This is a genomic window from Campylobacter concisus, assembly GCF_002912895.1.
In the GTDB taxonomy this organism is placed as follows: domain Bacteria; phylum Campylobacterota; class Campylobacteria; order Campylobacterales; family Campylobacteraceae; genus Campylobacter_A; species Campylobacter_A concisus_G.
Map to the genome: position 1 here is coordinate 1 of NZ_POZX01000069.1, position 20,487 is coordinate 20,487.

Genomic DNA, 20,487 nt, shown 5'->3' on the forward strand with positions numbered 1-20,487 from the left:
TTCCTTATCTTACAATGTCTTACTTTAAATAAGAAATTTACTGATATTTTTAGTTCTAGTAAATTTTGGACTGAATTTTTATAAAAATTTTCTTATAGGCATTATGAATAATAAATTAGATGTATGGCCGGGAGATAGGGATTCGAACCCCAGGAGGCTTTCACACCTCAACGGTTTTCAAGACCGCCGCTTTCGACCGCTCAGCCATCTCCCGAATTAAAGATTTCTGATTATAACCAACTTTGCTTAAAATTTACTATAATCTTTAAAATTTACTCTGTTTTTTCTTTAATATATGTAGCTCCATCATTTATCTTTTCTTTGGTCCATTCTTTGGCATTATGAGTATCTTCTTTTACGCCATGCCAAGTATTTGAACAACCAGCTACAAAAAATGCTATACAAGCTGCTAAAAATAAATTTCTCACTATTATTCCTTCGAGTAGTTATTTTTGAAGTTTGGAGGCGACACCCGGATTCGAACCGGGGATCAAAGCTTTGCAGGCTCATGCCTTACCACTTGGCCATGTCGCCATATCGTGGTGCCCGAGACCGGACTTGAACCGGTACGGTAAAAACTACCGAGGGATTTTAAGTCCCTTGCGTCTACCATTCCGCCACTCGGGCTAAGTTAATGGAGCGGGAAACGAGATTCGAACTCGCGACCCCAACCTTGGCAAGGTTGTGCTCTACCCCTGAGCTATTCCCGCGTTAAAGTTTGCAATATTATCCAAAAATTGCTTAAAATTTTATTTTACTAAAACAAATTTCAAAATATTGTAAGCCATAAAAAGATAAAATGCCAAAATCTATTTGGGGTTATAGCTCAGCTGGGAGAGCGCTTGAATGGCATTCAAGAGGTCGGCGGTTCGATACCGCTTAACTCCACCAAGTGACGTTTTCAGGGCTTTTCAACCCTTGTCAAAAAGTATCTTTCAAAGCCTAAATTTAGGGCTTTTATCACTTTTTAAGCTCTCACTTCTTATCATTGCATTTCATCTAATATCACTCTTTTGAGTGTATATCTGAGTGTAAAAAAGTCTTTACACTAACTTTTTACACTCAAAATTAAGGGTTACGAAATGGCAAGCTTTGCGAACGATTTGGCACTAAAAAAATTTACACTCAAAAATAAAAATCGTGAGTGGGTAAAAGATGACGGAGTGAAATTTTTATATGTGCTTGCATACAAGACCCAAAAAGAGACAACCAAAACTTTTTATTTCAAATATCAAGAGAGCGACGAAAAGCGGACGACAAAGCAAATCAAAATAGGCAAATACCCAAGTGTCACACTAGCAGAAGCACGGCTAAAAGCTATGGAGCTGGAGAGGCTAAGAGATAGGGGTGAGGACTTGCAAATAGCCACAGCCAAGCAAAAGGCTATCACGTTTAAAGACGTAGCTAATGAGTGGATAGACAAAGAGCAGAGTAAAGGGCTAATCGCTTTTAATAAGCAAATCGGACGTATCGAAAAAAATCTAATCCCATATCTAGGCGATAAAGAGATAACCGAGCTAAAACGCAGGGACTACGCTCACGCAATAGAGCAGATACAAGCACGAGAGGCAAAAAGGGGCATAACGCACGAAACATCGTTAAGAACCTTTAGGCTACTCCGTAAGATTTTGGACTTAGCCGTAAATAAAGGCTACATCGAGCATAATCCGACAAGGGATATTATTTTTAACGACGCTTTCAAAACCTCAACAAATAACCACTTTAAAGCCATAACCGAGCCAAGCAAGCTAAAAGAGCTATTAGGTGCAATAGAGGAGTATCAAGGCTCGTTTTGCACCAAGCAGGCGTTAATCTTTGGCGTGCATACCTTTTTACGCAGCGCAAACGTAAGAGAACTAAAATGGCAATACATAGATTTTGAGAATGATTTAATCACATTTCCAGCCGAAGCGATGAAGCTAAGAGAAATTTTTTATATGCCAATAAGCAAGCAGGTTAAGAAGCTTTTAAAAACAATGCTAGAGCATAAAAGGGGCGATTTTGTCTTTCCTAGTGGCATAAGTGCAACAAGACCGCTAAGCGATAGCACACTCAACCAAGCAATTAAGCGGTTAGGCTTTGGCGATGAGATGGTTTTTCACGGCTTACGCACGACAGCAAGCACCCTACTAAATGAAAACATCAAAAATCACGGCTTTAGTAGCGACGTGATAGAGCTTTGCCTAGACCATAAAGAGCGAAGCAGTGTAAAAGCAATTTACGACCGAAGCCAAAGGCTGGACGAAAGGGCGAAGTTAATGCAATGGTGGAGCGATTATTTAGACGAAGTGAAAGGAGAATAAATGGTAAATAAGACAGCGCGAAAAGCTACACAAACAAAAAAAATAGGAATAACACAAGAGTCAGCTAGTAGCCCAAGAACAAACAACGACGGCAAGGCAGAACAAGAAAAAATAGATAAGGGGTGCGAGGTAATAAACGAGCTTAAAAATTATCTTTTCTTTGACACAAACGGCAATTATTTAAAAGCTGAAACCGAGTGTGACAATATAAAAATGAGTATTAAGGGCTTTTTAGACGACGTTATGGACAGCAAAACGGATATTAAATTTTCAGTGGCGGATTTTGCCCCCTATCATATTTTTTTATTTTACGACACATCAAAAAAAGAGATGTGTAATATCTTTTTTTCTTTTTTGCGTGATTGTTTTCACAAAAAAGCGCAAAGCAAACCATACGAAGTATTAAGATATGAAAATTTTTTAAAGGGAATGGCTTTTTTACAAATGGCGTTAAAATATCCAAGCCTAGACCGAACCTGCTACACGTTTGACCCAACATATGAGAACGCAGAATATCAGGCACAACACGCACTAATGGAGCTGAGCGAAGCAGGAAACGGCTATTTTAAAGAGTTTAGCCACATAATAGATGATTACAAAATAAATGCAAAAGCCACTACTATTAGAGAAAATTTTAAAAATAAAATATCGAGGTTGGCCGAAATTTATCAACTTTCATTTAATAACACCGAAAAGAAAGATAATGTGTTAGCTGGAAAAATAACAAAACATTTAGGCATAAAAGAAGCCGAAACGGACGATTAGGAAAAAATTTCCTAAGACACTACACGCCCCTATTTTAGGGGCTTTACTTCATTTTAATGTATTCACTTTTTTTAATAATTTTGCCCCAATAACTCAAAAATTGCCGATACTTTAGGAAAAAAATTCCTTTGCTCTCGTTTTAAAAAACTCGCATAATTCTCATATCAAATCAATTTAAGCATATCAAGCTTGCAAGCATTTAGGCTTAACCATTTGAGAAAAATTACATACAAAAGGATTAAAAAATGCAAAACAAAGCACTACTAAATTCAAAAGAAACAGCGGAGCTTTTAGGCGTGGGAGTATCAACACTTTACAGATACAAGAAATTAAGCGATTTTCCGAAACCTATCTTTTTTACAAATGTTACAAAACGCTTTAAAAGAGATGAGGTCGAAGCCTTTATCAACAAAAGACAAAACGAGGGCAGACCATTACCACAAGGGGGCGAAAGATGAACGCCTACATTCCAAAATATGACGATATGAGCGAGGAGGATTTTTACTCAGGCTTTATACTAATAGTAAAAGAGCGTAACCCTAACCTATTTAAAGCTATAAAAGAGGGCGAAACTAGCAAGCAGACCGATGAAGCCCTAGACCTAGCCCTTAGCTTTTACGATACATCGCTACAAATAGCAGGGGAGCTAAACAAGCTAAGAGATGAAAACAAAAAGCTAATAGACGGCTTTTTTAAATAGCGAAAAAGGGTAAAAAATGAAAATTAGCATTACAACAGCTGGCAAAGGCGGAGCGATAATCGCTATCGAGCCTCAAAAGATAAAAGAATTCACTAGCCATTTAAGAACTTATGGCGTTTCGAGTGTGAAAGAAGCACCACAAGGGTTAATAAATATGGCTTACGACCTATTTTACATTAACAAAAACCTAAGAAAGCAGGTAAGAGAACTAACAGAACAAGGATGCAACGATGAAAGCAATAGTAGCATTTAATGATCTAAATTTAGAGATTTTAGAATATGGCGATACGTGGAGCTTATCTAATAAGCAAGTCGCAGACGGATTTGGCGTTAGCGAAAGCACCGTAAGAGAACAAAAGAGGACGGGCGAATACGTCGAGGGCGTGCATTTCTATCTGTCAGAAAATCTGACAGGTAACGCAAAGCAGACTTTTTGGACTAAAAAGGGCGTTATTACTTTGGGCTTTAAATTGCGCGAAACTCCACAGACGATTTTATTCAGGGACTGGGCGAGCGATTATATCCTAAACAGCAGTAACCGCCCTTTGGATATTCAAAACGTCTTAGCAGATCCGCGCGTATTCGCACAGCTGGCGTTAAGATACGCAGACGAACAAGACAAAAACAAACGGCTAGAGCATAAGATAGAAGCTGACGCGCCTTATGTAGATTTCGCGCGCGCCGTCGAGGTTAGCAAAGGCGATATTAAAATAGGCGAATATGCGAAAATCCTTTGTGATAAAGATAAAGGCATAGACATAGGCGGAACGCGTTTATTCGCTTTAATGCGCGAACTAGGGATTTTAATGTTTAATAACGAGCCTTTGCAAAAGTATCTAAATATGGGCTATTTTAGACGCAAACCGCAGACATTTACAAAACCAAACGGCGAGCGAGGGCTTGATTTTACAACCTTGATAACGCCAAGGGGTCAAGTAAAGTTAGCTCAAAAGCTAATCGAGGCTATAAAAGCTAAAAATACGCCTCGAATAAAGAGCTAATCAAAGAATTTTAGGGGCGGTCAAGCCGAGCAAGTTTAGCCGCCCTTTAAAAGTTAATTTCAATGGATATTTTAGCAGAACTTGCAAGCATTATCAACACAGCCGAGAGCAAAATTTACATAGACACCATAAGGGCGACCTTTTACAAAAAGGGTATCACGCAAAAGACCCATAAAAAAATTGACCTTTTAAACAGTATAGCAAAGGCTTATGGTAAAAAATGGCAAAAGCTAGATAAGCAGACAGCAAAAGCGGTCAAGATAGAACGCCGTTACGAGTTTCGAGATTATGAAATAGTTAATATTTATATGCTTAGCGACTTGCCTATTTTTTACGCTACATTAAAAAACGCAGGCAATGAACCACAAAAGGCGTTATTTGAAGTTTATGGACTTAGGCAATACAATAAGACGCCTCCACCGCGAGAGCTAATAGCGGAGCTCCTAGGTGTGATAAATAACGTTTCATCTCTTGACCTTTGTTTTGATAAGGATAGCCCCTTTAACCTTGACCCATTTTGCGATGAGGTTATTAGCTTTGAGAATACCAAGTATCTAAAAAACAACGATGTATTAACTAGAGTGTATTTTTATGACAAAGCAAAAAAGAATAATCTAAACTTGCCTATCTACCGAGCCGAAGCCGTAGTAAGCATAAATCCTAAAAGCAACGATAATCCATTGCCTATCAAACAAAGGCTAAAATTACAACTCCCATACGCCCTAGATGAGTTTAAATCCATACTAGACAAGACCACCAAAGAGCAAGGCACAATCAAGCCCTACAAGTCAAAAGAGAACAAAAGAGAGCTAAGAGCATAAGCGGATATTTGCAAGGAGGGCTTTAAAGCACCCTCGGTGAATTTCGTCGTAATTATACAAGCCATTGTTAAACAAGACAAGCAAAATCTATTAGAGCATAACCAGCCGAGATTTTGGCTCGTTACCTCAACGCAAGATAAATTCACTGCCCCTAATTTTTGGGTGAGTGAAGCCCCTATTTTATGCGTTAGTCTAATTTTTGGCTTACGTAGCAAAGCCCTTAAATGCGAGCTTTGTCCGTCTCCTTAAAATTAAGGACGCGAGCCGACCCATAAAAATAGGCTATCCGCCCAACCAGCCCTAACAATAAAACCCAAACAGCCCTATTGTCAAAGCTCGAGCCTTGCAAGTGAAACGTAAAAGCTACCTATGTTAAACGTAGCCAGCTTTAAAAGATGACCTAGATTTAATCTACCTCATCGTTTCAGAAAAAATTGAAACGACGACAGCCAAAGGGGTGGATTATATCCGCCTCCATAAAAAAAGGAGGCAGGTTATCGACAAAAAAGGCGAAAACCTAGTAAAAAAATTGATTTCACAAAAAAATAAAAACGGCTTTTAACCTTAAGCCAAAACAGCCCTTTTTTTGCTTGCTTAAGTTTTCATAAAAAAGGGTATTGCAAAGCGTTTCACTCTCTACCATTTTTTTGGCTATTTTTACCCTTTTTGTATAAGCCAAAAATCAAAGCCAGCACCGAGGGGCTAGAGCTTAGCACACAAGCCACGCACGAGCGAAAATCGCAATTTAAGAAAAGTAACGTATAGTGTGCCGTTGTAAAACTATCCTACAATGACCTTTTTGTTACAAAAAATCTCTCTTTATCCTTAAGTGAAAAAATTAATTATCAAGGGGGCTAAAAATAATCGGGGTCGCGGTTAAAAAATCGGGGGTCGGCGGTTAAAAAAAACGAGCTGGGTAGTAAGATCAGAAACGCCCCTAAATGTTAAAGAATATCGTATTTTACGTAACTAGAGCTAAGATCAAAGCTGGGTGAATTAAATTCATACAGCTTTTAAATGATGTCACAGCTGACACCCTAGGGGGCGTCTGTGTCACCCCTATCGGTAACACGTGTAACGTTACATGTAACGGACCAACTCGTTACAAATAATGTTAATCCTCTTTGTTTTCAGTGTAGGGCTTAACCACCTCAACGATTTTATCCATATCAAGCGACTTAATGTAATTTTCAAGCCAGCTTTTTACCCAATATGGATAACCTCGACCATTAGTCCCCCAACTATTTACACCTTGATAGCTTGTTTCTAAAATTTCTGCTAATTGTTTTTTATTAAGCCCTGCACGTTTCATAAGCTCGTTAAATTCATCTCTATCCATTTTTAACCCTTTAAAAAATATGCGTTAGCATATTAAATAACTTATTAAAAAATGCTTATGTATATTTTATTAAGTTTATTTTAAAGTGCATAAGCATATAATTTCTAAATTATTTTAATGCTAATGCATATTTTAAAGGAGAACAAATGACACTAAGTTTTAACATAACCGATGAGCTGGACCTAGCCGATGAAATACCGAGCTTGCTAAACAACATTAGCACGTTAGTATTAGCCTTGCCGCACCTTCAAAAGGCTACAAATATGAATAGCGACGTGATGATAAATGCAGGCTATTTTTTAAGCGGCGTTATTGATGATATTGCTGAGGCTGTAAGCCAATATGCAGAAAAAAAGCTAACCGAGAAAAAAGAGGAGGAGCAAAAATGAAGTTAGTTTTTAACGAAATCAATAAGAATTTTGAGTTAGGCGTTGAAATAACTTGCGTATTAGGACAAGTATCAACGTTAATGCTAGCACTAGCAAATAAACACGAGAGCATAGACGACGAGGAGAGGCTAAGCGCTACTTATCTACTAAGTGGCATTTTGCTAGATGTTGCCTCAACGCTTGATGATTATTCGCTAAAAGACACAAAAGCGACTAAGGAGCAAAGAAAATGACGGCTAAAAGATACGTAAATTTATACGAACTTGAAAAGGCTCGTAGCTTTGATGAGCTAATAAGCACACTAGAGCAAAGCCAGGACGTTAGCAGAGATGAAGCCATTTACCAAGCAGGGGCTAAGGCGTGGCTATTCGTAGATTATTACATTAACGAACTCAGGCACGCAGAAGCACAAGTAAAGCACTTGAAAAGACAGATTGACCGCCTAAGCCCTGGTGATAGAAGCAAAGAGGACTTTAACAAAAATAATCCCTTAGAAGCCAAAGGGATTTTTAAATGGCATAAGCCCTTAAAAGGTGCGACCTTGCAAAACGATATGCAAGCAAGCTAATATAATCTAAGGGGGCAAGGCTAGCCCCTAACCTCATCACTCCACGAGAGGACAAACAGCCTTTTTCATAAAATATTGAAAAAATCAAAAAGGCTAAATCGATGCTACCAAAAGAGCTTAACACGCTAGAAACCTTTTTTAAAATTCTCGATAAGTTTTACCCAGACTGGGAGAAGCGAGCAGATGATTATTACCTAACCGAAATAGCCTTTTTAATCCTAAAAGTATTTAACAGCCCTTACACGGACGAAACTATTATTAACAATTTAAGAGTTATGAAAGTAAGCAAATACGATAAAGAGCTAGCCAAAATTTACGCTTTGCCACTAGAGGCTTACAAGTGGATTATGACAAATAGAATGAAGCCAGACAGAGCAAAGGCGAGCGCAAAACGATATGTAAAAAATGCGTTGTAAAGAAACGGCTATTTATTTAAATACCAAAGCATAAAACAGCAAAGAAACAGCAAAAGCTTTCGCAAAGGCAAGAACTGGAGCAAGCGGGGTTTTAAATAGTAAGTGCGAAAAGTTACCATACAAACAACGATAAAAACAAGGCTAAAAGCGAAAAGTTACCACTAAAAGAATGGGAACAAAAATGAGCGCTCAGCTGAAGCCCAAAAAAACGCTACTATCGGCACAAACTCAAAAATCAGAAATAGAAATGAGCGCCTAAGTGAATACCATGCGAATACTAGTAAGCACGAAATAAGCGTATAAAGTGGGTAGTTAGTGAATAAAAGTGAATACTAAGCCATCTTTTAACAATACAAGCTAAAATAATCAAAAGAAAGGGTTACAAATGCAAACATTAACCATACGGACAGATAACGCCGATTTCATAGAAAAAGCAAGAGAGATATTAATAACGCTAGCTAAATTTGACGGCGTGAAGCTAAACCTAAGCGATGAGGTTAAATATCAATCGCGCTTTAGCGAATATGAAGCGGACGTTGAGGCTATCAGACGCGGAGAGCTTGAAACCTATCCGCTGGAGGGAATACGCGACGAGATAGCCAAATGGTAATTAAGCGCACGGCACGTTTTAACCTCGAATTAAAATCAGTGTTTGATTTTATCGCAAAAGATAGCCCAAACAGGGCGCAGGGTTTCATCAGCAAGTTACTAGACGCCGTAGAGCTTTTGAGCGACAATCCACGACTAGAACGAGCGATAACGGACGACAAAAGAGAGCTAATCGCCAAAGGTTATGTAATACCCTACTTAATTGACAAAGACGCCATTAAACTTTTAGGCATTTACAAGGCTAACGAGTGGGAAATGCAATGATAGACACTAAAGAGCAAAATTTTATTATTTATTCAACTGGCGACAATAAAGTCAATATTCAAATATTAGCCGATAAAGAGAACGAAACAATATGGCTAAATCAAAAACAAATAGCCGATATTTTTGAGACCAGTAAGCAAAATGTATCATATCACATAAGGAATATTTTAGACGAAAAGGAGCTAGGCTACGCAACTGTAAAAGAAATTTTGACAGTTCAGGCAGAGGGAAGCAGGGAAGTTACAAGAGAAGTCGAACACTACAATCTTGATATGATAATTGCAGTAGGCTATCGTATAAACAGCGTAAAAGCAACACAGTTTAGACAATGGGCTACTAACACACTAAAAGAATACATAATTAAAGGCTTTGTGCTTGATGATGAGAGGCTAAAACAAGGCAATAACATATTTAATAAAGACTACTTCAAAGAATTACTAGAACGCATACGAGCCATAAGGGCTAGTGAAAAGTTATTTTATGAAAAAGTTAGGGAGTTATTTGCGCTAAGCGTGGATTATGATAAGACATCGCAGACGGCTAAAAATTTCTTTGCTAATATCCAAAATAAACTAGAATATGCAGTAACCAAAAAGACATCGGCGGAGATTATCAAAGAGCGTGCAGACCATACAAAGCCAAATATGGGTTTAACGACTTGGAGTGGAAGCGATAAAGGCAAAGAGCCGATAAAGTCAGATGTCTCTGTAGCTAAAAATTATTTATACGAGAACGAGCTAAACGGACTTAATAGATTAACGGGCATGTTACTTGACTATGCAGAAAATCAAGCAGAGCAAGGCAAAGTAATTCAGATGAAAGATTGGGATATTAAAGTAGATAATTTTTTAATCTTTAACGGATATGAAATTCTAAAAGGCTTTGGTAAATTTAGCGCTGACAATGCAAAAGCTAAAGCAGAATTAGAATATACTAAATTTAAAGAACTAAAGCAAGATGATAGCTTTAAAGACGAAGTAAAACGAATAATTGCTAAAGGCAAAAAATAGAGCCTATGGTAGCGAAGCGTGAAACGTAATAAGACATTAATGTTTCACAAAATAACCTTAATTAAGTTTTCGAGCAAAAAAGAGATGAAAACTACTAAATCTTAAGCCAAAACAACCGCTTTAAGCGTCCGAAACTTAAATTATTTAACTTTACTACTTCACAATCCCCTATTTTAGGCACTTACAATTATTTTGTATTGAAAACTAAACTTTTCATAACCAACAAATCAAACACTTGAAGCTTAAAAATCTAGAGTGTATAAATGAGTGTAAAAATTATTGATTTTAATTTTATTAAAAGTCGATAAATACGAGCTTTAAAGCTAAAAATATTTCCCGCTTAACTCCACTATAAATCTAAATGCATCTATCATTATTTATACCTTTTGCTAAAACTAAAAATAACTTATTACTAAAAAATAAGATACCAATATGTAAAAAATTTAATGGGTAATTGATATTAAGACCCTTATCAACATTAGTAAAAGTTAATAACTAAAAAATAATTTTATAAATTTTTATCTTGCTTTAACAAAAAATAAAATAATATTCGCTATTAAAATTCAAAGGAAAAAAATGTTTTTAAAACGAGGAAAAATCATTTTCAACATCCACCTAATAATTGGACTAATTGCGGCTATTCCGCTAATATTCATGACTCTTTCAGCACCATTTGCGTCTTATAGAGAAGAGATTAAAAGTGCGATAAATAAAAATTTTATAAACTTAGTTCCTAACGGAAAAGAAAATTTAAGCTTAAATGAACTCCTAGCTAAAGCAAAAAGTGAGATTCAATTTGATACGCTTGAAAGCTTACAAATAGGTGGAGCAAATGAAGCTTATCGTATAAGCATTACAAAGGATAGAAAACAATTAAATTTTTTTATAGATCCAAGAAGCGGCGAGGTGATCAGCGAGGACTGGGGTGAGAAATTTCGTATCATTATCTTAAGTCTTCATAGAAATTTAGGTCTTGCCTTGCTTGATAGCAAAGTACCAGCCAATATCGGCAAGCAAATAGTTGCCGTTAGTTCTATCATCATGGCTCTGCTCGCTATCAGTGGTCTCATCCTCTACGCTCCAGCGATCAAGCGAAATTTCTTAAATTCTCTAAAAATTAAGCCAAAAGCAAAGGGCTATGCCTGCTTCTACAATCTTCACACCAGCCTTGGCACCTACGTGGCGATCCTGCTTGTCGTGATGTCGCTAACTGGCCTTTACTGGTCTTATGGCTGGGTCAGAAACAGCGTAAATAGCATATTTTTCGACTTAAAACCAAGCCAAGCGCAAAGGGCAATGCCTCAAAGAAATTTAATCCCAATAAGCGATGAGAAATTTAAAGAGATCGAGACTGCGGAGCAAATTTTTAAAGACAATGTCACGCTAGAGCTAAAATCACTCACGATAAACGTGCCTGAAAACAACCAAAGCACCTACACCATAAACTACGAAACTAGCGAGAGCCAAGTGGGCAAACTAAAGCTTGACGCGAGCGCTGGCAAGATCAAAGAAAACAAGCTTGTCAGCAAAGCTGATAGCATCCCAGAGGCAAAAAAGGCTGGGCGAAAGGTGCTTAGCTTGCACACTGGAGAGATGTTTGGCGAGGTCGGTCAGGTCGTATTTGCAGTATCATGCGTGATCGCAGTTTTGCTGATCATAACTGGCTTTTTAATGACCATAAAAAGGACTAAGGCGCTATAAATAAAAGTAAATTTTTACCTTGCTTTGGGTAATATTTTAAGAAATTTTTACCAAAGACAAGAGAGAAATTTATGAACAGAAAACGCATATACAACCCAAGTTCAAATGAAAATTTGACCGACAGAAGAGTCTTTAACGGCAACCCACATGGCATTTTAAATTTCACCAAGGCAAAATACGAGTGGGCGTTAAAGCTCTGGGACCTCATGGAGGCAAACACCTGGTTTCCAAAAGAGGTCGACACCACAGACGACGTGCGTGACTACGCCTACAACCTCACAGAGGCTGAAAAACGTATGTATGACCTAGTCTGGAGCCAGCTCATCTCAATGGATAGCTTCCAGACAAACAACCTAGCAGATAACATCAACCCTTACATCACCGCACCAGAGATCAACGCCGTGCTAAGCCGCCAAGCCTACGAAGAGGCGAACCATAGCAAGTCTTACGCCGTCATGGTCGAGGCGATCTGCGACAACACCGACCTCATCTACGAGATGGAGAAGCACGACGACGTCTTGCGCGAGAAAAACGACTACATCTCAAGCGTATACGAGGAGCTTGCAGGCGAAGTGACTGATGAAAAGCTACTTCTTGCGATGGTTGCCAACCAAATTTTAGAGGGCATCTACTTTTACAGTGGTTTTACAGCGATCTACGCTCTAGCTCGCGCTGGCAAGATGCTAGGCTCAGCGCAGATGATACGCTTCATCCAACGCGACGAGATCACACACTTGCTTCTGTTTCAAAACATGATAAATTCAGTCCGCAAGGAAAGACCTGACCTTTTCACACCTGAGACTGAGGCGAAAATTTATGATATGTTTGAAAAAGCTGGAAATTTAGAGATCAAATGGGGCAAATACATCACCCAAAACCAAATAATGGGCTTTACAGACGATATCATCGAGCAGTACATCCACTATCTCATCGACCAACGTCTAGTTGCGATCGGCCTAAAACGCAAGTACAACGTCGCTCACCCAATCAAATGGGTCGATGACTTTGCGAAATTTAACGACCAAAAGTCAAATTTCTTTGAAGCAAAGGTGACAAACTACAGCAAAGGAAGCATCAGCTTTGATGACTTTTAAAAATGGCATCTTAGCCCTTGTATGCGTGCTTTTTGTGGGGTGTGCTAGCAGTAGTCAAAGGATAATTGATCAAGCAAATAAAAATAATCTCGAAAATTTCTACGCTTACAAGCTTGTCAAGATAAAAGAGACAAGCCAAGCGGAGGTCTATCAAGAGATACCAAACGGTGAAATTGCACCAAGTTTCGCGCCGCTAGGATCAGTGCTAGGAAATGACGTGATGCTTGGCATAAACAAGCAGTGCGGCTTTGAAGCAAAAGACCTAAAAGAGGTGAGAGTAGTTTCACATGACGAGGCTAGAGGTCTAGGCTTTGAGGTCTGGGTTTTTAATGATCCACTCTCACAGCGCGATGACAAGATCACAGCTATAAGCGTTATTTTAAAAGCTACACCAAACATCGGTGGCACGGATATAAACTGCAAAATTCCGAAAGACTGCCACGATGAAAAACCTATGACATTTGTATTTGGAAAATAAATGAGCGAAAATTTAAACCTAATAAGCCTAACTTTAAAGGCAAAAAATGCAACAGATCGCCTAGAAGAGCTTGCAAATTTAGTTGAGGCTGCGCCTGAAAACTCTCTCCTGCTTGCAAGCGAGCTTTGCATAAGCGGCTATGATTTCGACGGCTTTTTTGCTGGGGCAAATAAAGCGATGCTTGGTGGCATGATAGGCAGCTTTGATGCGATGCTGCTTGAGCGCTTACAAGAGGCACTTAGCCCGGATAAATTTCTTGGTTTTACGCACCTTACTAGCCTAAACAAAAGCGCAGGGCTCGCTCAAATTTCAAATCTAAATCCACACCAGCCAAAAATTTATAACGAATTTTTGCTTCTTAACTCAAATAATGTCTTTCATTCACAATTTAAAGCCGAACTTTTTAGGCCAAATTTGGAGCATGAAATTTTTACTGCCGGCGATGTGGACGAGATAAATGCCTTTGATTTTAGAGGGCTAAAGCTTGGGGTGCTAATCTGTTTTGAACTACGCGATAGCAGGCTTTGGGCAAAGCTAAAGGGGTGTGACATCATCATGGTACCTGCCATGTGGGGTAATGCTAGAGAGGATGCTTATCTTAGCCTTTGCAAGGCTCTAGCTATCGCAAACAACTGCTACGTCATGATCTCAAGCTCTCTTGCATTAGAAGTTGCTGGAGTATTTTTACCAAATGGCACACTTGTTAAAGAGACGATATTTGATGCAAATTTAATAAAAGAGATCAAGACGAATTTAGGGATTTTATAAATTTTAAGATAAGTTTTAAATCGTATAATAACGATTTAATTTTTATTTAGGATATAAATTTTGACCCAACTAGAAGCGATAAAATGCCAAAATTTAGCTAGCGATATAGCCGACGAGATCACGCTAAGCCCACTTTTGTTCGATGCGATAGCTACCACTGAGCGCGAAATTTTTGTACCAATTACTGCACATGCTTATAAACTTGACGCTCAGCCCATATTGGGCAATCAATGGATCAGCTCACCGCTAACCGTTGCAAAGATGACAATGGCGCTAGAGTGCGAAAATATGGACAATATCCTAGAGATAGGCTGCGGCAGTGGCTATCAAGCAGCTATTTTAAGCAAACTTGCACATAGAATTTTTAGCGTCGAGCGTATAGAAAAGCTAGCCATGGAGGCGAAAAGACGCTTCGAGGTACTAAAAATAAAAAACGTGCATGTAAGATATGACGATGGCAACAACGGCTGGCGAAGCTACGCACCATTTGATCGTATCTTGCTCTCGGCAGCTGCTGATGAGATCTCGCCAAATTTATTTAAGCAGCTTAAAAATGGTGGAATTTTAGTAGCTCCAATGAAAAAAGATGGCAAGCAATTTATCGCTAAATTTAAAAAAGATAAAGATGGAAATTTAGAAAAAGAGTACTTAGATGAGTGCCTTTTTGTACCACTTCTTGAAGGTAGAGAGTAGAGGCTTTTACCTCTACAACTACCACCTAACCAGCCACTCGCCGCTTGGGTGTTGCGTAAATATAAAATTATCAAATTGTGCTATCTCTTCGCTATCTGGAGTAATAAATGTCACATCAAAACTAAATGCGTTTTTGGCAATAAATTTAATATTTTCTATACGCAAAATATTTACACAATCGGCATATGTATATTTAAATGTTCTTACAAGACTATCATTTTTTCGTAGCGTAGGTGCCCTTGTGCCACCTTCCATAAATTTATCATTTTTATTAGCCTTATAGCATGCCATATTTGCTAAAAATTCCTGCATTCTAGGCTTCGCACTATCAAATTTAACTTGGTATTCCTTTGCGACCTTGGCTTTAGATACATTATCTAGAACAGACGGCGTGATGATTGTTGCCTCTTGACTGCCATTTGATGATATTTGTAGATTAGGCAGATCTGGGAGTGTACAACCACCAAAGATAGCACATATCATAATAGGATAGAGTGATTTTGTTTTCATTTTTTTCCTTTTTTTAAAGTAGAGCTCATTCTACCCCCCCCCCCCCGCTTAAAGGTTGCTTGGATAGATAAAAGTTTAACAAATCATCTATGTAGGTAAAGAGGGCAAAGCCTAAGCCTTGCCTAAAGGTTAGAATTTATAAGTATAGCCTGTATAAATTCCTATAGTCGTATCTCTTAGCTGAGCTCCGCTATTTTTCTTATAAAAAGTCTTATCAGCTTTTAAGCCAAACTCGATCGCGTTATGTTCATCAAATGAGTAGATACCGCCCGCTTTTGCACCAACTAGCAAGCCTTTGAAATTTTTCTTGCTCGTTTCATTTTCAAATCTCTCTCTAACACTTAAATAGCCAAGACCTGTATATCCACCAAGAACAGCTTTAAAATTTTCAGTGATACTTGGTGTATAATCAACACCGCCTAGAAATTTATGCTTACTCCATTTTGCATCTGATTCACCAGCATTTTTCCTGGCTTTAAAGTCATAACAATAACCAGTCATAACAATAACCACCATAAGCTCTATAGCTGTCAAAGTCATAACCGCCATAAAAGCCAAGACCATAGTGACCTTTTTTGAAGTTATTTTTCTCACTACTTGCTATGTTTTTTGTTTTGATTTTTGAGTTAAACGAATAATCACCTTCACCACCAACAAATGCGCCTTGAGCTAGTGCAGCTGAACTTACCAAAGCTAGAATCAAGCTTGATTTTACAAGTAAATTTTTCATACCTCTCCTTTAAAAAATTTCTGAGATTTTACATCTAAGCTTTTAATTTAGCTCAAATTTATTCGCAATAGTAAATGTAGCAAGCGTGAGTATTATTAAGAATATAAGAGCAGAAATACTTAAATTTGGCACAGCTCTAGGGCAAATCCTAAGCCCGTAGCCATGCCAAATTTATTAAGTTACGCCCTAAAAATGCACCTTAAATTTCGCCCAAAAGCTTCTGCCAGGCTCATAAAGCCTCGTGCCGTTCGGGATAGTCTCGTAGCCTGCGATACCGCCGCCGTAGCCGCCTTTTGAGTTATGATAGGCGTATTTGGCGTCGTTTAGGTTTTCCGCCGCTAGCAAAAATTGATAATTTTTGTATTTGTAGCCCGCGCTTAGCCCAAGCGTCCAAAAGCTATCGCTCTTGCCCAGGTCCATGCCGCCCACATCGCCGTAGCCTTTTTGCGCGCGTTTTTGCGATGCATTAGCGTAGAAGTCGGCTTTGACGAACCAGTCTGGCTTTTCTAGGCCGGCGCTTAGTTTAAACGTTAGAGGAGAAACCTTAGGCAGCGCGTCGCCGTCTTTTAGGCCGCCTGCGTTTTTAGTCACCTTGCCGTAGACGTAGGATACGCCGGCACCCAGTCTAAATATATCGGCCAGTAGCGTATCGCCCTCGATCTCGCCGCCGTATAGTAAAGCATCGGTATTAAATACGTTTGAAGACATACCCATAGGGTTATACTTTATCATTATGTAATCATCCATCTTTGAGACGAAGAAATTTGCGTTTAGTTCGTAGTTTTTATCTTTTAGCACTGCGCCAAAATCCAGCTGAGTATTTTTTTCTTTACGTAGCTCTAAGTTCGGGTCCTTATTTGTTTCCCAGTGATCAGGCAGTCTTTGTGCATGCCCTAGCCCTGCATAAAGCGTTAAATTTTGCAGATATTTTTCGTATCTAAAAAAGCCTGAGAATAAATTTTCGCTCCTACTTTTATGCGTTAGTAATTGCTTTCTCTCGCCCGCGTCCAGCCTAAGTCCGCCAAAAAGCCCGTAGTCGTTTTCAAGGACGTATTCATTTTGAGTGTATATCGTTTTATACGTTACCTTGCGCTCTTTTACGTGCGGCTTTGATAGAGCGGCGTCCATAACGGCTTTAGGCACACCGGCTCCGCCCGTTCTGGCGCCTCGCCATTTAAAGGAGTCTTGCGAATATCCAGCACCAAGGTAGCTCGTTAGATTATCGAAATTTAACTCGCCTTCTAGCTTAAAGCCGTACATATCTCGTATCGGGTGACTGATGCTATATCCTCTGCCCATTGCGTTACCAGGCACTATCGGACGCACCGGACGCATGGTAAAGTTATCCATTATGTGATCGATTTGATGATAGTACGAGCTTAGCCTGATCTTGTGCTCGCCGACGTCTTGTTCAAATTTGAGCCCGAAAGATTTACGGTCAAACTGTATGCCGTCCCTCATCCTATCGGCATACGCCGCTTCACCCTCCCCCAGATCCGCACTTAACTGCAATGCGGTAGTTTCCGTAGGCGTTAGCGTACCCACGAGAGAGACGCTGTTACGTTTATAGTGCGTATGCATTTTCTGCCCGCCGCCGCTTTTATAATCGCCGCTCTCGTAGTGTCCGCCGGAAACCTCTATGCTGCCCAGCTCGTTGCCCGCCGCTACGTCCGCGGTAGTTTCAAACCGCTTAAAACTGCCGCCCAGCACGCTTACGTTTCCTCCAAAGCTCGGTTTTGACAGCCTTGCTATCTCTCTATCGAAAAATATACCGCCGCTAATGAGCGCGCCGTATCTGACGTCTTGCGGGCCTTTTACGATGCGAACCGAACTATAATTTTGCGCCGAGATGTAAGTGATGGGTGTATCCATGCGCATACCGCAACCGCCGTTTAGCGTGCTACCGTCGATTAGCACCGGCAGTCTGGCCGCCGTCTGCGAGCGGTAATAAACCTCGCTGCCGCCTCCGCCCTTGCGCTCCATCGTAAAGCCGCTCAAATTTAAAAGCGATTTAGCGATGTCGCCGTTTTCTAGTATCGCGCCTTTGCCTACTATTTGAGCCTTTGTCGGTTCGTCAAGAACGGACTTTTGTATCTTTGCAGAAACGGTAACCGGTGCCAAGTCTATCGTTTCTTCAGCACCAAGCATTAAATTTGGTACTAAAGCAAATGCTAAAACGTAAGAAATTTTCATGTTTAGTCCTATGAAATTAATATTTAAAATTAAAATTAAAGCAAAAATGAACTTAAACAAAGTATAAATATTTATATAACATTAATTTTACAATACAGAAATTTGAGTCAAATAGTATTATTTTAGTTGGACTGCATTAAATATATAAAGAAACGATTTTGGCGAATTAAAACCGAAGTAATCTCGGTTTTATTAAAATTTAGCATTATAAAACCGAGATAAAATTTATAAAATCTCTTTTATGAGTAGCTGTGGAGTAACAAGTCCGCGGAATGAATTTTTTGATATACAAAAGATAATATCTATCATCTCGCCAACTCTAGCGTGTCTTGTAAAGTTAAAAAATAGAGCCTCAAGCGTTTTATTATCCTTTTGCAAGATGAGCTTTAGGTGATTTTGATCTCTACCTATAAGTCTTTCGTTTTTAACAAGAGCATTTTCTATCTTAAAAACTGGGCGAGGGTTTTTCTGTCCATATGGCTCATAAAATTCTAAAATTTCAAGCAGTTCAAAGTCGATCTCGCTTGGCATTATGTCACCAAGTAGTTCGTCTGAGCTTTTGCAACCTTGCATATTTAGGCATGAGCAGCTTTTATTTATCGCTTCTTTAAATTTCACCAAATTTTCAGGTGTAAGCGTAAGTCCAGCCGCTCCTTTGTGACCGCCGTAGCTTGTTAGCAGATCTTCGTGGCTTGCTATAAGAGATAAGATATCAAGCTTACCAATGCTTCTAGCACTACCTTTTGCACGACCTTTATCGATGCTAAAGACGATAGCTGGCTTTGCAAAGTGCTTTGCAAGGCGGCTAGCTACGATGCCTATCACACCCTCGTGCCACTGCTCACCCCAAGTGATAATGACTTCATCGTCTTCTTTTACGTCCTTTAGTGAACACTCAAAGAGCTGACGCTCCTCCTCTTTTCTAGAGTTATTAAATTCAATGATCGTATCAAGGTAGTTGTAAGCCTCTTCGATGCTCTTTGCACGCAAAAAGTTAAATGAATTCATCGCATCATCCATGCGTCCGGCTGAATTTATAAGAGGCGCTATAAGAAAGCTGATATCATCACACTCAAATTTTTCCTTACCATAAAACTCTTTTATAGCGTGAAATGCGGAACGCTTAGACGCATTTAGCTTACAAATACCAAGGCGAACAAGCATTCTATTCATATCTCTTAGCTCCATCATATCAGCGATTATCGCGATAGCTAAAAGCTCTAGAAATTTGCTCATATCGTAATTTAGCCCAAAAACATCCTTTAACGCTCCAACCAAATACCAAGCAACCTCAGCACCACAAATTTCGATATTTGGGAAGTTACAGTCTTCTTGTTTTGGATTGATGATCGCATAAGCTTCTGGGAGAACAGCTGGTGGCATGTGATGATCTGTGATGATAAGATCGATGCCTTTTTCTTTACAGATAATGGCTGCATCGTTTGCAGAGATACCGTTATCAACGGTGATAATCAAGCTTACATCGGCCGAGAGTTCGTCTATTATCTCAGGATTTAGCCCATATCCATCTTTAAATCTATTTGGAATTTTTACTAGGTAGTCTTTCACGCCAAGATCATCAAAAAACTCAGCTAAAATCACGCTTGAAACAACACCATCAACATCATAATCGCCCACAATGGCTATACGCTCGTTTTTCTCGATCGCTTCTTTTATGCGATTAGCGCCTTTGTATATATCTTTTAAGGCACTTGGTGTCGGAATTTCACTAATTTTTTTATGTATGTCGTTACAAAATCTATGCGCTAGTAAATTCCTTATATCCTCTTTATTTAGCATGGTTTTGGTAAGAATTTTTGAAGAACTTACCAACTTTATTTAATGCCACTTGTTCACTTAAATTTACACCCATATTGCCAAAAATTTGGCTATAAAAATACTTCTTTTTCATCGCAATCTTTCGTCTTTATTTTGAATGCTTGGATTATATCTTTTTGAAATTTAATTTCTTATAATTTTAAATGAAAGTAAGATTTTAGGGCTCATAGCAAGCTTAAAAGCTTTGTTAAATTGATAGTCTTTACAAATTTAACCCGCCAAAAATAGTAAGTATTAGCAAAAATTTATACAATTAAATTTATAAATTTTTAAATGCTTTATGTCATAAAGTTTAA

General features: G+C 38.8%; 27 protein-coding genes and 5 tRNA genes. 20 read left to right on the top strand and 12 right to left on the bottom strand.

All coding sequences use genetic code 11. The features are described from left to right. Nucleotides 1–124 precede the first annotated feature (124 nt). The 5 genes from CYP51_RS08295 to CYP51_RS08310 all read right to left on the bottom strand — a co-directional run bounded on the left by CYP51_RS08295 (nt 125) and on the right by CYP51_RS08310 (nt 710). Nucleotides 125–214: transfer RNA gene (locus CYP51_RS08295), tRNA-Ser, on the bottom strand. A 58-nt stretch (nt 215–272) separates the two neighbouring features. Beyond that, nucleotides 273–428 carry a hypothetical protein gene (locus CYP51_RS09855; protein ID WP_167496266.1) on the bottom strand — a complete coding sequence of 52 codons (156 nt, stop codon included), beginning with the start codon at nt 426–428 and terminating at the stop codon, nt 273–275. A 32-nt stretch (nt 429–460) separates the two neighbouring features. Then, nucleotides 461–534: transfer RNA gene (locus CYP51_RS08300), tRNA-Cys, on the bottom strand. Between the two features lie 6 nt (nt 535–540). Next, nucleotides 541–627, bottom strand: a tRNA-Leu gene (locus CYP51_RS08305). Nucleotides 628–635: 8 nt separating this feature from the next. Beyond that, nucleotides 636–710, bottom strand: a tRNA-Gly gene (locus CYP51_RS08310). Between the two features lie 105 nt (nt 711–815). On the opposite strand from CYP51_RS08310, the gene CYP51_RS08315 reads away from it, so the two are divergent. The 8 genes from CYP51_RS08315 to CYP51_RS08350 all read left to right on the top strand — a co-directional run bounded on the left by CYP51_RS08315 (nt 816) and on the right by CYP51_RS08350 (nt 5,590). Continuing rightward, nucleotides 816–891 (top strand) — tRNA-Ala (locus tag CYP51_RS08315). 191 nt (nt 892–1,082) lie between these two features. Then, entirely contained in the window at nt 1,083–2,303 is a 1,221-nt protein-coding gene (locus CYP51_RS08320) for a tyrosine-type recombinase/integrase (RefSeq protein WP_103625078.1), read from the top strand. Next, on the top strand, nt 2,304–3,068 hold the full coding sequence (locus CYP51_RS08325) for a hypothetical protein (RefSeq protein ID WP_103625079.1): 765 nt from the start codon (nt 2,304–2,306) through the stop codon (nt 3,066–3,068). Nucleotides 3,069–3,313: 245 nt separating this feature from the next. Then, nucleotides 3,314–3,526 carry a helix-turn-helix transcriptional regulator gene (locus tag CYP51_RS08330; RefSeq protein WP_021089242.1) on the top strand — a complete coding sequence of 71 codons (213 nt, stop codon included), beginning with the start codon at nt 3,314–3,316 and terminating at the stop codon, nt 3,524–3,526. Continuing rightward, nucleotides 3,523–3,768, top strand: coding sequence for a hypothetical protein (locus CYP51_RS08335; protein WP_103625080.1), 246 nt, complete (start codon nt 3,523–3,525; stop codon nt 3,766–3,768). Before CYP51_RS08330 ends, CYP51_RS08335 begins: the two co-directional genes overlap by 4 nt. Before the next feature lie 16 nt (nt 3,769–3,784). Continuing rightward, the gene (locus tag CYP51_RS08340; protein ID WP_103625081.1) at nt 3,785–4,021 is read left to right on the top strand and encodes a hypothetical protein; all 237 of its coding nucleotides are present in this window, start codon (nt 3,785–3,787) and stop codon (nt 4,019–4,021) included. Beyond that, a complete protein-coding gene (locus CYP51_RS08345) occupies nt 3,999–4,769 on the top strand; it encodes a phage antirepressor KilAC domain-containing protein (RefSeq protein WP_103625082.1) in 771 nt (256 codons plus the stop codon). Before CYP51_RS08340 ends, CYP51_RS08345 begins: the two co-directional genes overlap by 23 nt. 62 nt (nt 4,770–4,831) lie before the next feature. Further along, nucleotides 4,832–5,590, top strand: a complete 759-nt coding sequence (locus CYP51_RS08350; protein ID WP_103625083.1) for an aspartate carbamoyltransferase — start codon at nt 4,832–4,834, stop codon at nt 5,588–5,590. A 1,114-nt stretch (nt 5,591–6,704) separates the two neighbouring features. Here the strand turns inward: CYP51_RS08350 and CYP51_RS08360 are convergent. Then, nucleotides 6,705–6,929: an acyl carrier protein gene (locus tag CYP51_RS08360; RefSeq protein ID WP_087586570.1), complete on the bottom strand. Its 225-nt coding sequence runs from the start codon at nt 6,927–6,929 to the stop codon at nt 6,705–6,707. Nucleotides 6,930–7,075: 146 nt separating this feature from the next. On the opposite strand from CYP51_RS08360, the gene CYP51_RS08365 reads away from it, so the two are divergent. From CYP51_RS08365 to CYP51_RS08420, 12 genes are all read left to right on the top strand, one after another. Next, nucleotides 7,076–7,318 (top strand): hypothetical protein, encoded by a 243-nt coding sequence (locus tag CYP51_RS08365; protein WP_103625085.1) that lies wholly within the window; start codon nt 7,076–7,078, stop codon nt 7,316–7,318. After that, nucleotides 7,315–7,551: a hypothetical protein gene (locus CYP51_RS08370; protein ID WP_103625086.1), complete on the top strand. Its 237-nt coding sequence runs from the start codon at nt 7,315–7,317 to the stop codon at nt 7,549–7,551. Before CYP51_RS08365 ends, CYP51_RS08370 begins: the two co-directional genes overlap by 4 nt. Beyond that, nucleotides 7,548–7,886 carry a hypothetical protein gene (locus CYP51_RS08375; RefSeq protein ID WP_103625087.1) on the top strand — a complete coding sequence of 113 codons (339 nt, stop codon included), beginning with the start codon at nt 7,548–7,550 and terminating at the stop codon, nt 7,884–7,886. The genes CYP51_RS08370 and CYP51_RS08375 overlap by 4 nt, the downstream gene beginning before the upstream one ends. A gap of 101 nt (nt 7,887–7,987) precedes the next feature. Further along, nucleotides 7,988–8,302: a hypothetical protein gene (locus tag CYP51_RS10105; RefSeq protein WP_258032831.1), complete on the top strand. Its 315-nt coding sequence runs from the start codon at nt 7,988–7,990 to the stop codon at nt 8,300–8,302. A 385-nt stretch (nt 8,303–8,687) separates the two neighbouring features. Continuing rightward, on the top strand, nt 8,688–8,912 hold the full coding sequence (locus tag CYP51_RS08385) for a hypothetical protein (protein ID WP_072595247.1): 225 nt from the start codon (nt 8,688–8,690) through the stop codon (nt 8,910–8,912). Then, complete coding sequence (locus CYP51_RS08390; protein ID WP_103625088.1) at nt 8,906–9,175, top strand: type II toxin-antitoxin system RelE/ParE family toxin; 270 nt, start codon at nt 8,906–8,908, stop codon at nt 9,173–9,175. Before CYP51_RS08385 ends, CYP51_RS08390 begins: the two co-directional genes overlap by 7 nt. Beyond that, nucleotides 9,172–10,185 (top strand): virulence RhuM family protein, encoded by a 1,014-nt coding sequence (locus CYP51_RS08395; protein WP_103625103.1) that lies wholly within the window; start codon nt 9,172–9,174, stop codon nt 10,183–10,185. Before CYP51_RS08390 ends, CYP51_RS08395 begins: the two co-directional genes overlap by 4 nt. Before the next feature lie 576 nt (nt 10,186–10,761). Beyond that, nucleotides 10,762–11,886 carry a PepSY-associated TM helix domain-containing protein gene (locus CYP51_RS08400; RefSeq protein WP_103625089.1) on the top strand — a complete coding sequence of 375 codons (1,125 nt, stop codon included), beginning with the start codon at nt 10,762–10,764 and terminating at the stop codon, nt 11,884–11,886. 71 nt (nt 11,887–11,957) lie between these two features. Further along, nucleotides 11,958–12,980: a ribonucleotide-diphosphate reductase subunit beta gene (locus CYP51_RS08405; RefSeq protein WP_009494790.1), complete on the top strand. Its 1,023-nt coding sequence runs from the start codon at nt 11,958–11,960 to the stop codon at nt 12,978–12,980. Beyond that, on the top strand, nt 12,970–13,458 hold the full coding sequence (locus tag CYP51_RS08410) for a hypothetical protein (protein ID WP_103625090.1): 489 nt from the start codon (nt 12,970–12,972) through the stop codon (nt 13,456–13,458). Before CYP51_RS08405 ends, CYP51_RS08410 begins: the two co-directional genes overlap by 11 nt. Next, nucleotides 13,459–14,226, top strand: a complete 768-nt coding sequence (locus CYP51_RS08415; RefSeq protein WP_103625091.1) for a carbon-nitrogen hydrolase family protein — start codon at nt 13,459–13,461, stop codon at nt 14,224–14,226. A 60-nt stretch (nt 14,227–14,286) separates the two neighbouring features. Continuing rightward, complete coding sequence (locus tag CYP51_RS08420) at nt 14,287–14,919, top strand: protein-L-isoaspartate(D-aspartate) O-methyltransferase (protein WP_103625092.1); 633 nt, start codon at nt 14,287–14,289, stop codon at nt 14,917–14,919. Between the two features lie 18 nt (nt 14,920–14,937). Here CYP51_RS08420 and CYP51_RS08425 read toward each other — a convergent pair whose 3' ends face one another. The 6 genes from CYP51_RS08425 to CYP51_RS10115 form a co-directional block, all read right to left on the bottom strand. Beyond that, nucleotides 14,938–15,429 carry a hypothetical protein gene (locus tag CYP51_RS08425; protein ID WP_103625093.1) on the bottom strand — a complete coding sequence of 164 codons (492 nt, stop codon included), beginning with the start codon at nt 15,427–15,429 and terminating at the stop codon, nt 14,938–14,940. A gap of 129 nt (nt 15,430–15,558) precedes the next feature. Continuing rightward, entirely contained in the window at nt 15,559–15,969 is a 411-nt protein-coding gene (locus CYP51_RS08430) for a hypothetical protein (RefSeq protein WP_258032832.1), read from the bottom strand. Beyond that, nucleotides 15,911–16,159: a hypothetical protein gene (locus CYP51_RS10110; RefSeq protein WP_258032833.1), complete on the bottom strand. Its 249-nt coding sequence runs from the start codon at nt 16,157–16,159 to the stop codon at nt 15,911–15,913. Before CYP51_RS10110 ends, CYP51_RS08430 begins: the two co-directional genes overlap by 59 nt. A 186-nt stretch (nt 16,160–16,345) precedes the next feature. Continuing rightward, entirely contained in the window at nt 16,346–18,352 is a 2,007-nt protein-coding gene (locus tag CYP51_RS08435) for a TonB-dependent receptor domain-containing protein (protein ID WP_103625094.1), read from the bottom strand. A gap of 225 nt (nt 18,353–18,577) precedes the next feature. Beyond that, complete coding sequence (gene recJ, locus CYP51_RS08440; RefSeq protein ID WP_103625095.1) at nt 18,578–20,152, bottom strand: single-stranded-DNA-specific exonuclease RecJ; 1,575 nt, start codon at nt 20,150–20,152, stop codon at nt 18,578–18,580. Then, on the bottom strand, nt 20,142–20,264 hold the full coding sequence (locus tag CYP51_RS10115; RefSeq protein WP_021091888.1) for a hypothetical protein: 123 nt from the start codon (nt 20,262–20,264) through the stop codon (nt 20,142–20,144). The genes recJ and CYP51_RS10115 overlap by 11 nt, the downstream gene beginning before the upstream one ends. Between the last annotated feature and the right edge of the window lie 223 nt (nt 20,265–20,487).

Bases quoted from the DNA above. Each gene is read 5' to 3' on its own strand.
- CYP51_RS08360 (WP_087586570.1), bottom strand. From the start codon at position 6,929: ATGGATAGAGATGAATTTAACGAGCTTATGAAACGTGCAGGGCTTAAT.
- CYP51_RS08335 (WP_103625080.1), top strand. From the start codon at position 3,523: ATGAACGCCTACATTCCAAAATATGACGATATGAGCGAGGAGGATTTT.
- CYP51_RS08395 (WP_103625103.1), top strand. From the start codon at position 9,172: ATGATAGACACTAAAGAGCAAAATTTTATTATTTATTCAACTGGCGAC.
- CYP51_RS08365 (WP_103625085.1), top strand. From the start codon at position 7,076: ATGACACTAAGTTTTAACATAACCGATGAGCTGGACCTAGCCGATGAA.
- CYP51_RS08345 (WP_103625082.1), top strand. From the start codon at position 3,999: ATGAAAGCAATAGTAGCATTTAATGATCTAAATTTAGAGATTTTAGAA.
- CYP51_RS08435 (WP_103625094.1), bottom strand. From the start codon at position 18,352: ATGAAAATTTCTTACGTTTTAGCATTTGCTTTAGTACCAAATTTAATG.
- CYP51_RS08425 (WP_103625093.1), bottom strand. From the start codon at position 15,429: ATGAAAACAAAATCACTCTATCCTATTATGATATGTGCTATCTTTGGT.
- CYP51_RS10105 (WP_258032831.1), top strand. From the start codon at position 7,988: ATGCTACCAAAAGAGCTTAACACGCTAGAAACCTTTTTTAAAATTCTC.
- CYP51_RS08330 (WP_021089242.1), top strand. From the start codon at position 3,314: ATGCAAAACAAAGCACTACTAAATTCAAAAGAAACAGCGGAGCTTTTA.
- CYP51_RS08385 (WP_072595247.1), top strand. From the start codon at position 8,688: ATGCAAACATTAACCATACGGACAGATAACGCCGATTTCATAGAAAAA.
- recJ (WP_103625095.1), bottom strand. From the start codon at position 20,152: ATGCTAAATAAAGAGGATATAAGGAATTTACTAGCGCATAGATTTTGT.
- CYP51_RS08340 (WP_103625081.1), top strand. From the start codon at position 3,785: ATGAAAATTAGCATTACAACAGCTGGCAAAGGCGGAGCGATAATCGCT.
- CYP51_RS08350 (WP_103625083.1), top strand. From the start codon at position 4,832: ATGGATATTTTAGCAGAACTTGCAAGCATTATCAACACAGCCGAGAGC.
- CYP51_RS08405 (WP_009494790.1), top strand. From the start codon at position 11,958: ATGAACAGAAAACGCATATACAACCCAAGTTCAAATGAAAATTTGACC.
- CYP51_RS08400 (WP_103625089.1), top strand. From the start codon at position 10,762: ATGTTTTTAAAACGAGGAAAAATCATTTTCAACATCCACCTAATAATT.
- CYP51_RS08370 (WP_103625086.1), top strand. From the start codon at position 7,315: ATGAAGTTAGTTTTTAACGAAATCAATAAGAATTTTGAGTTAGGCGTT.
- CYP51_RS10115 (WP_021091888.1), bottom strand. From the start codon at position 20,264: ATGAAAAAGAAGTATTTTTATAGCCAAATTTTTGGCAATATGGGTGTA.
- CYP51_RS08390 (WP_103625088.1), top strand. From the start codon at position 8,906: ATGGTAATTAAGCGCACGGCACGTTTTAACCTCGAATTAAAATCAGTG.
- CYP51_RS08320 (WP_103625078.1), top strand. From the start codon at position 1,083: ATGGCAAGCTTTGCGAACGATTTGGCACTAAAAAAATTTACACTCAAA.
- CYP51_RS08415 (WP_103625091.1), top strand. From the start codon at position 13,459: ATGAGCGAAAATTTAAACCTAATAAGCCTAACTTTAAAGGCAAAAAAT.
- CYP51_RS08410 (WP_103625090.1), top strand. From the start codon at position 12,970: ATGACTTTTAAAAATGGCATCTTAGCCCTTGTATGCGTGCTTTTTGTG.
- CYP51_RS10110 (WP_258032833.1), bottom strand. From the start codon at position 16,159: ATGAAAAATTTACTTGTAAAATCAAGCTTGATTCTAGCTTTGGTAAGT.
- CYP51_RS08325 (WP_103625079.1), top strand. From the start codon at position 2,304: ATGGTAAATAAGACAGCGCGAAAAGCTACACAAACAAAAAAAATAGGA.
- CYP51_RS08375 (WP_103625087.1), top strand. From the start codon at position 7,548: ATGACGGCTAAAAGATACGTAAATTTATACGAACTTGAAAAGGCTCGT.
- CYP51_RS08430 (WP_258032832.1), bottom strand. From the start codon at position 15,969: ATGACTTTGACAGCTATAGAGCTTATGGTGGTTATTGTTATGACTGGT.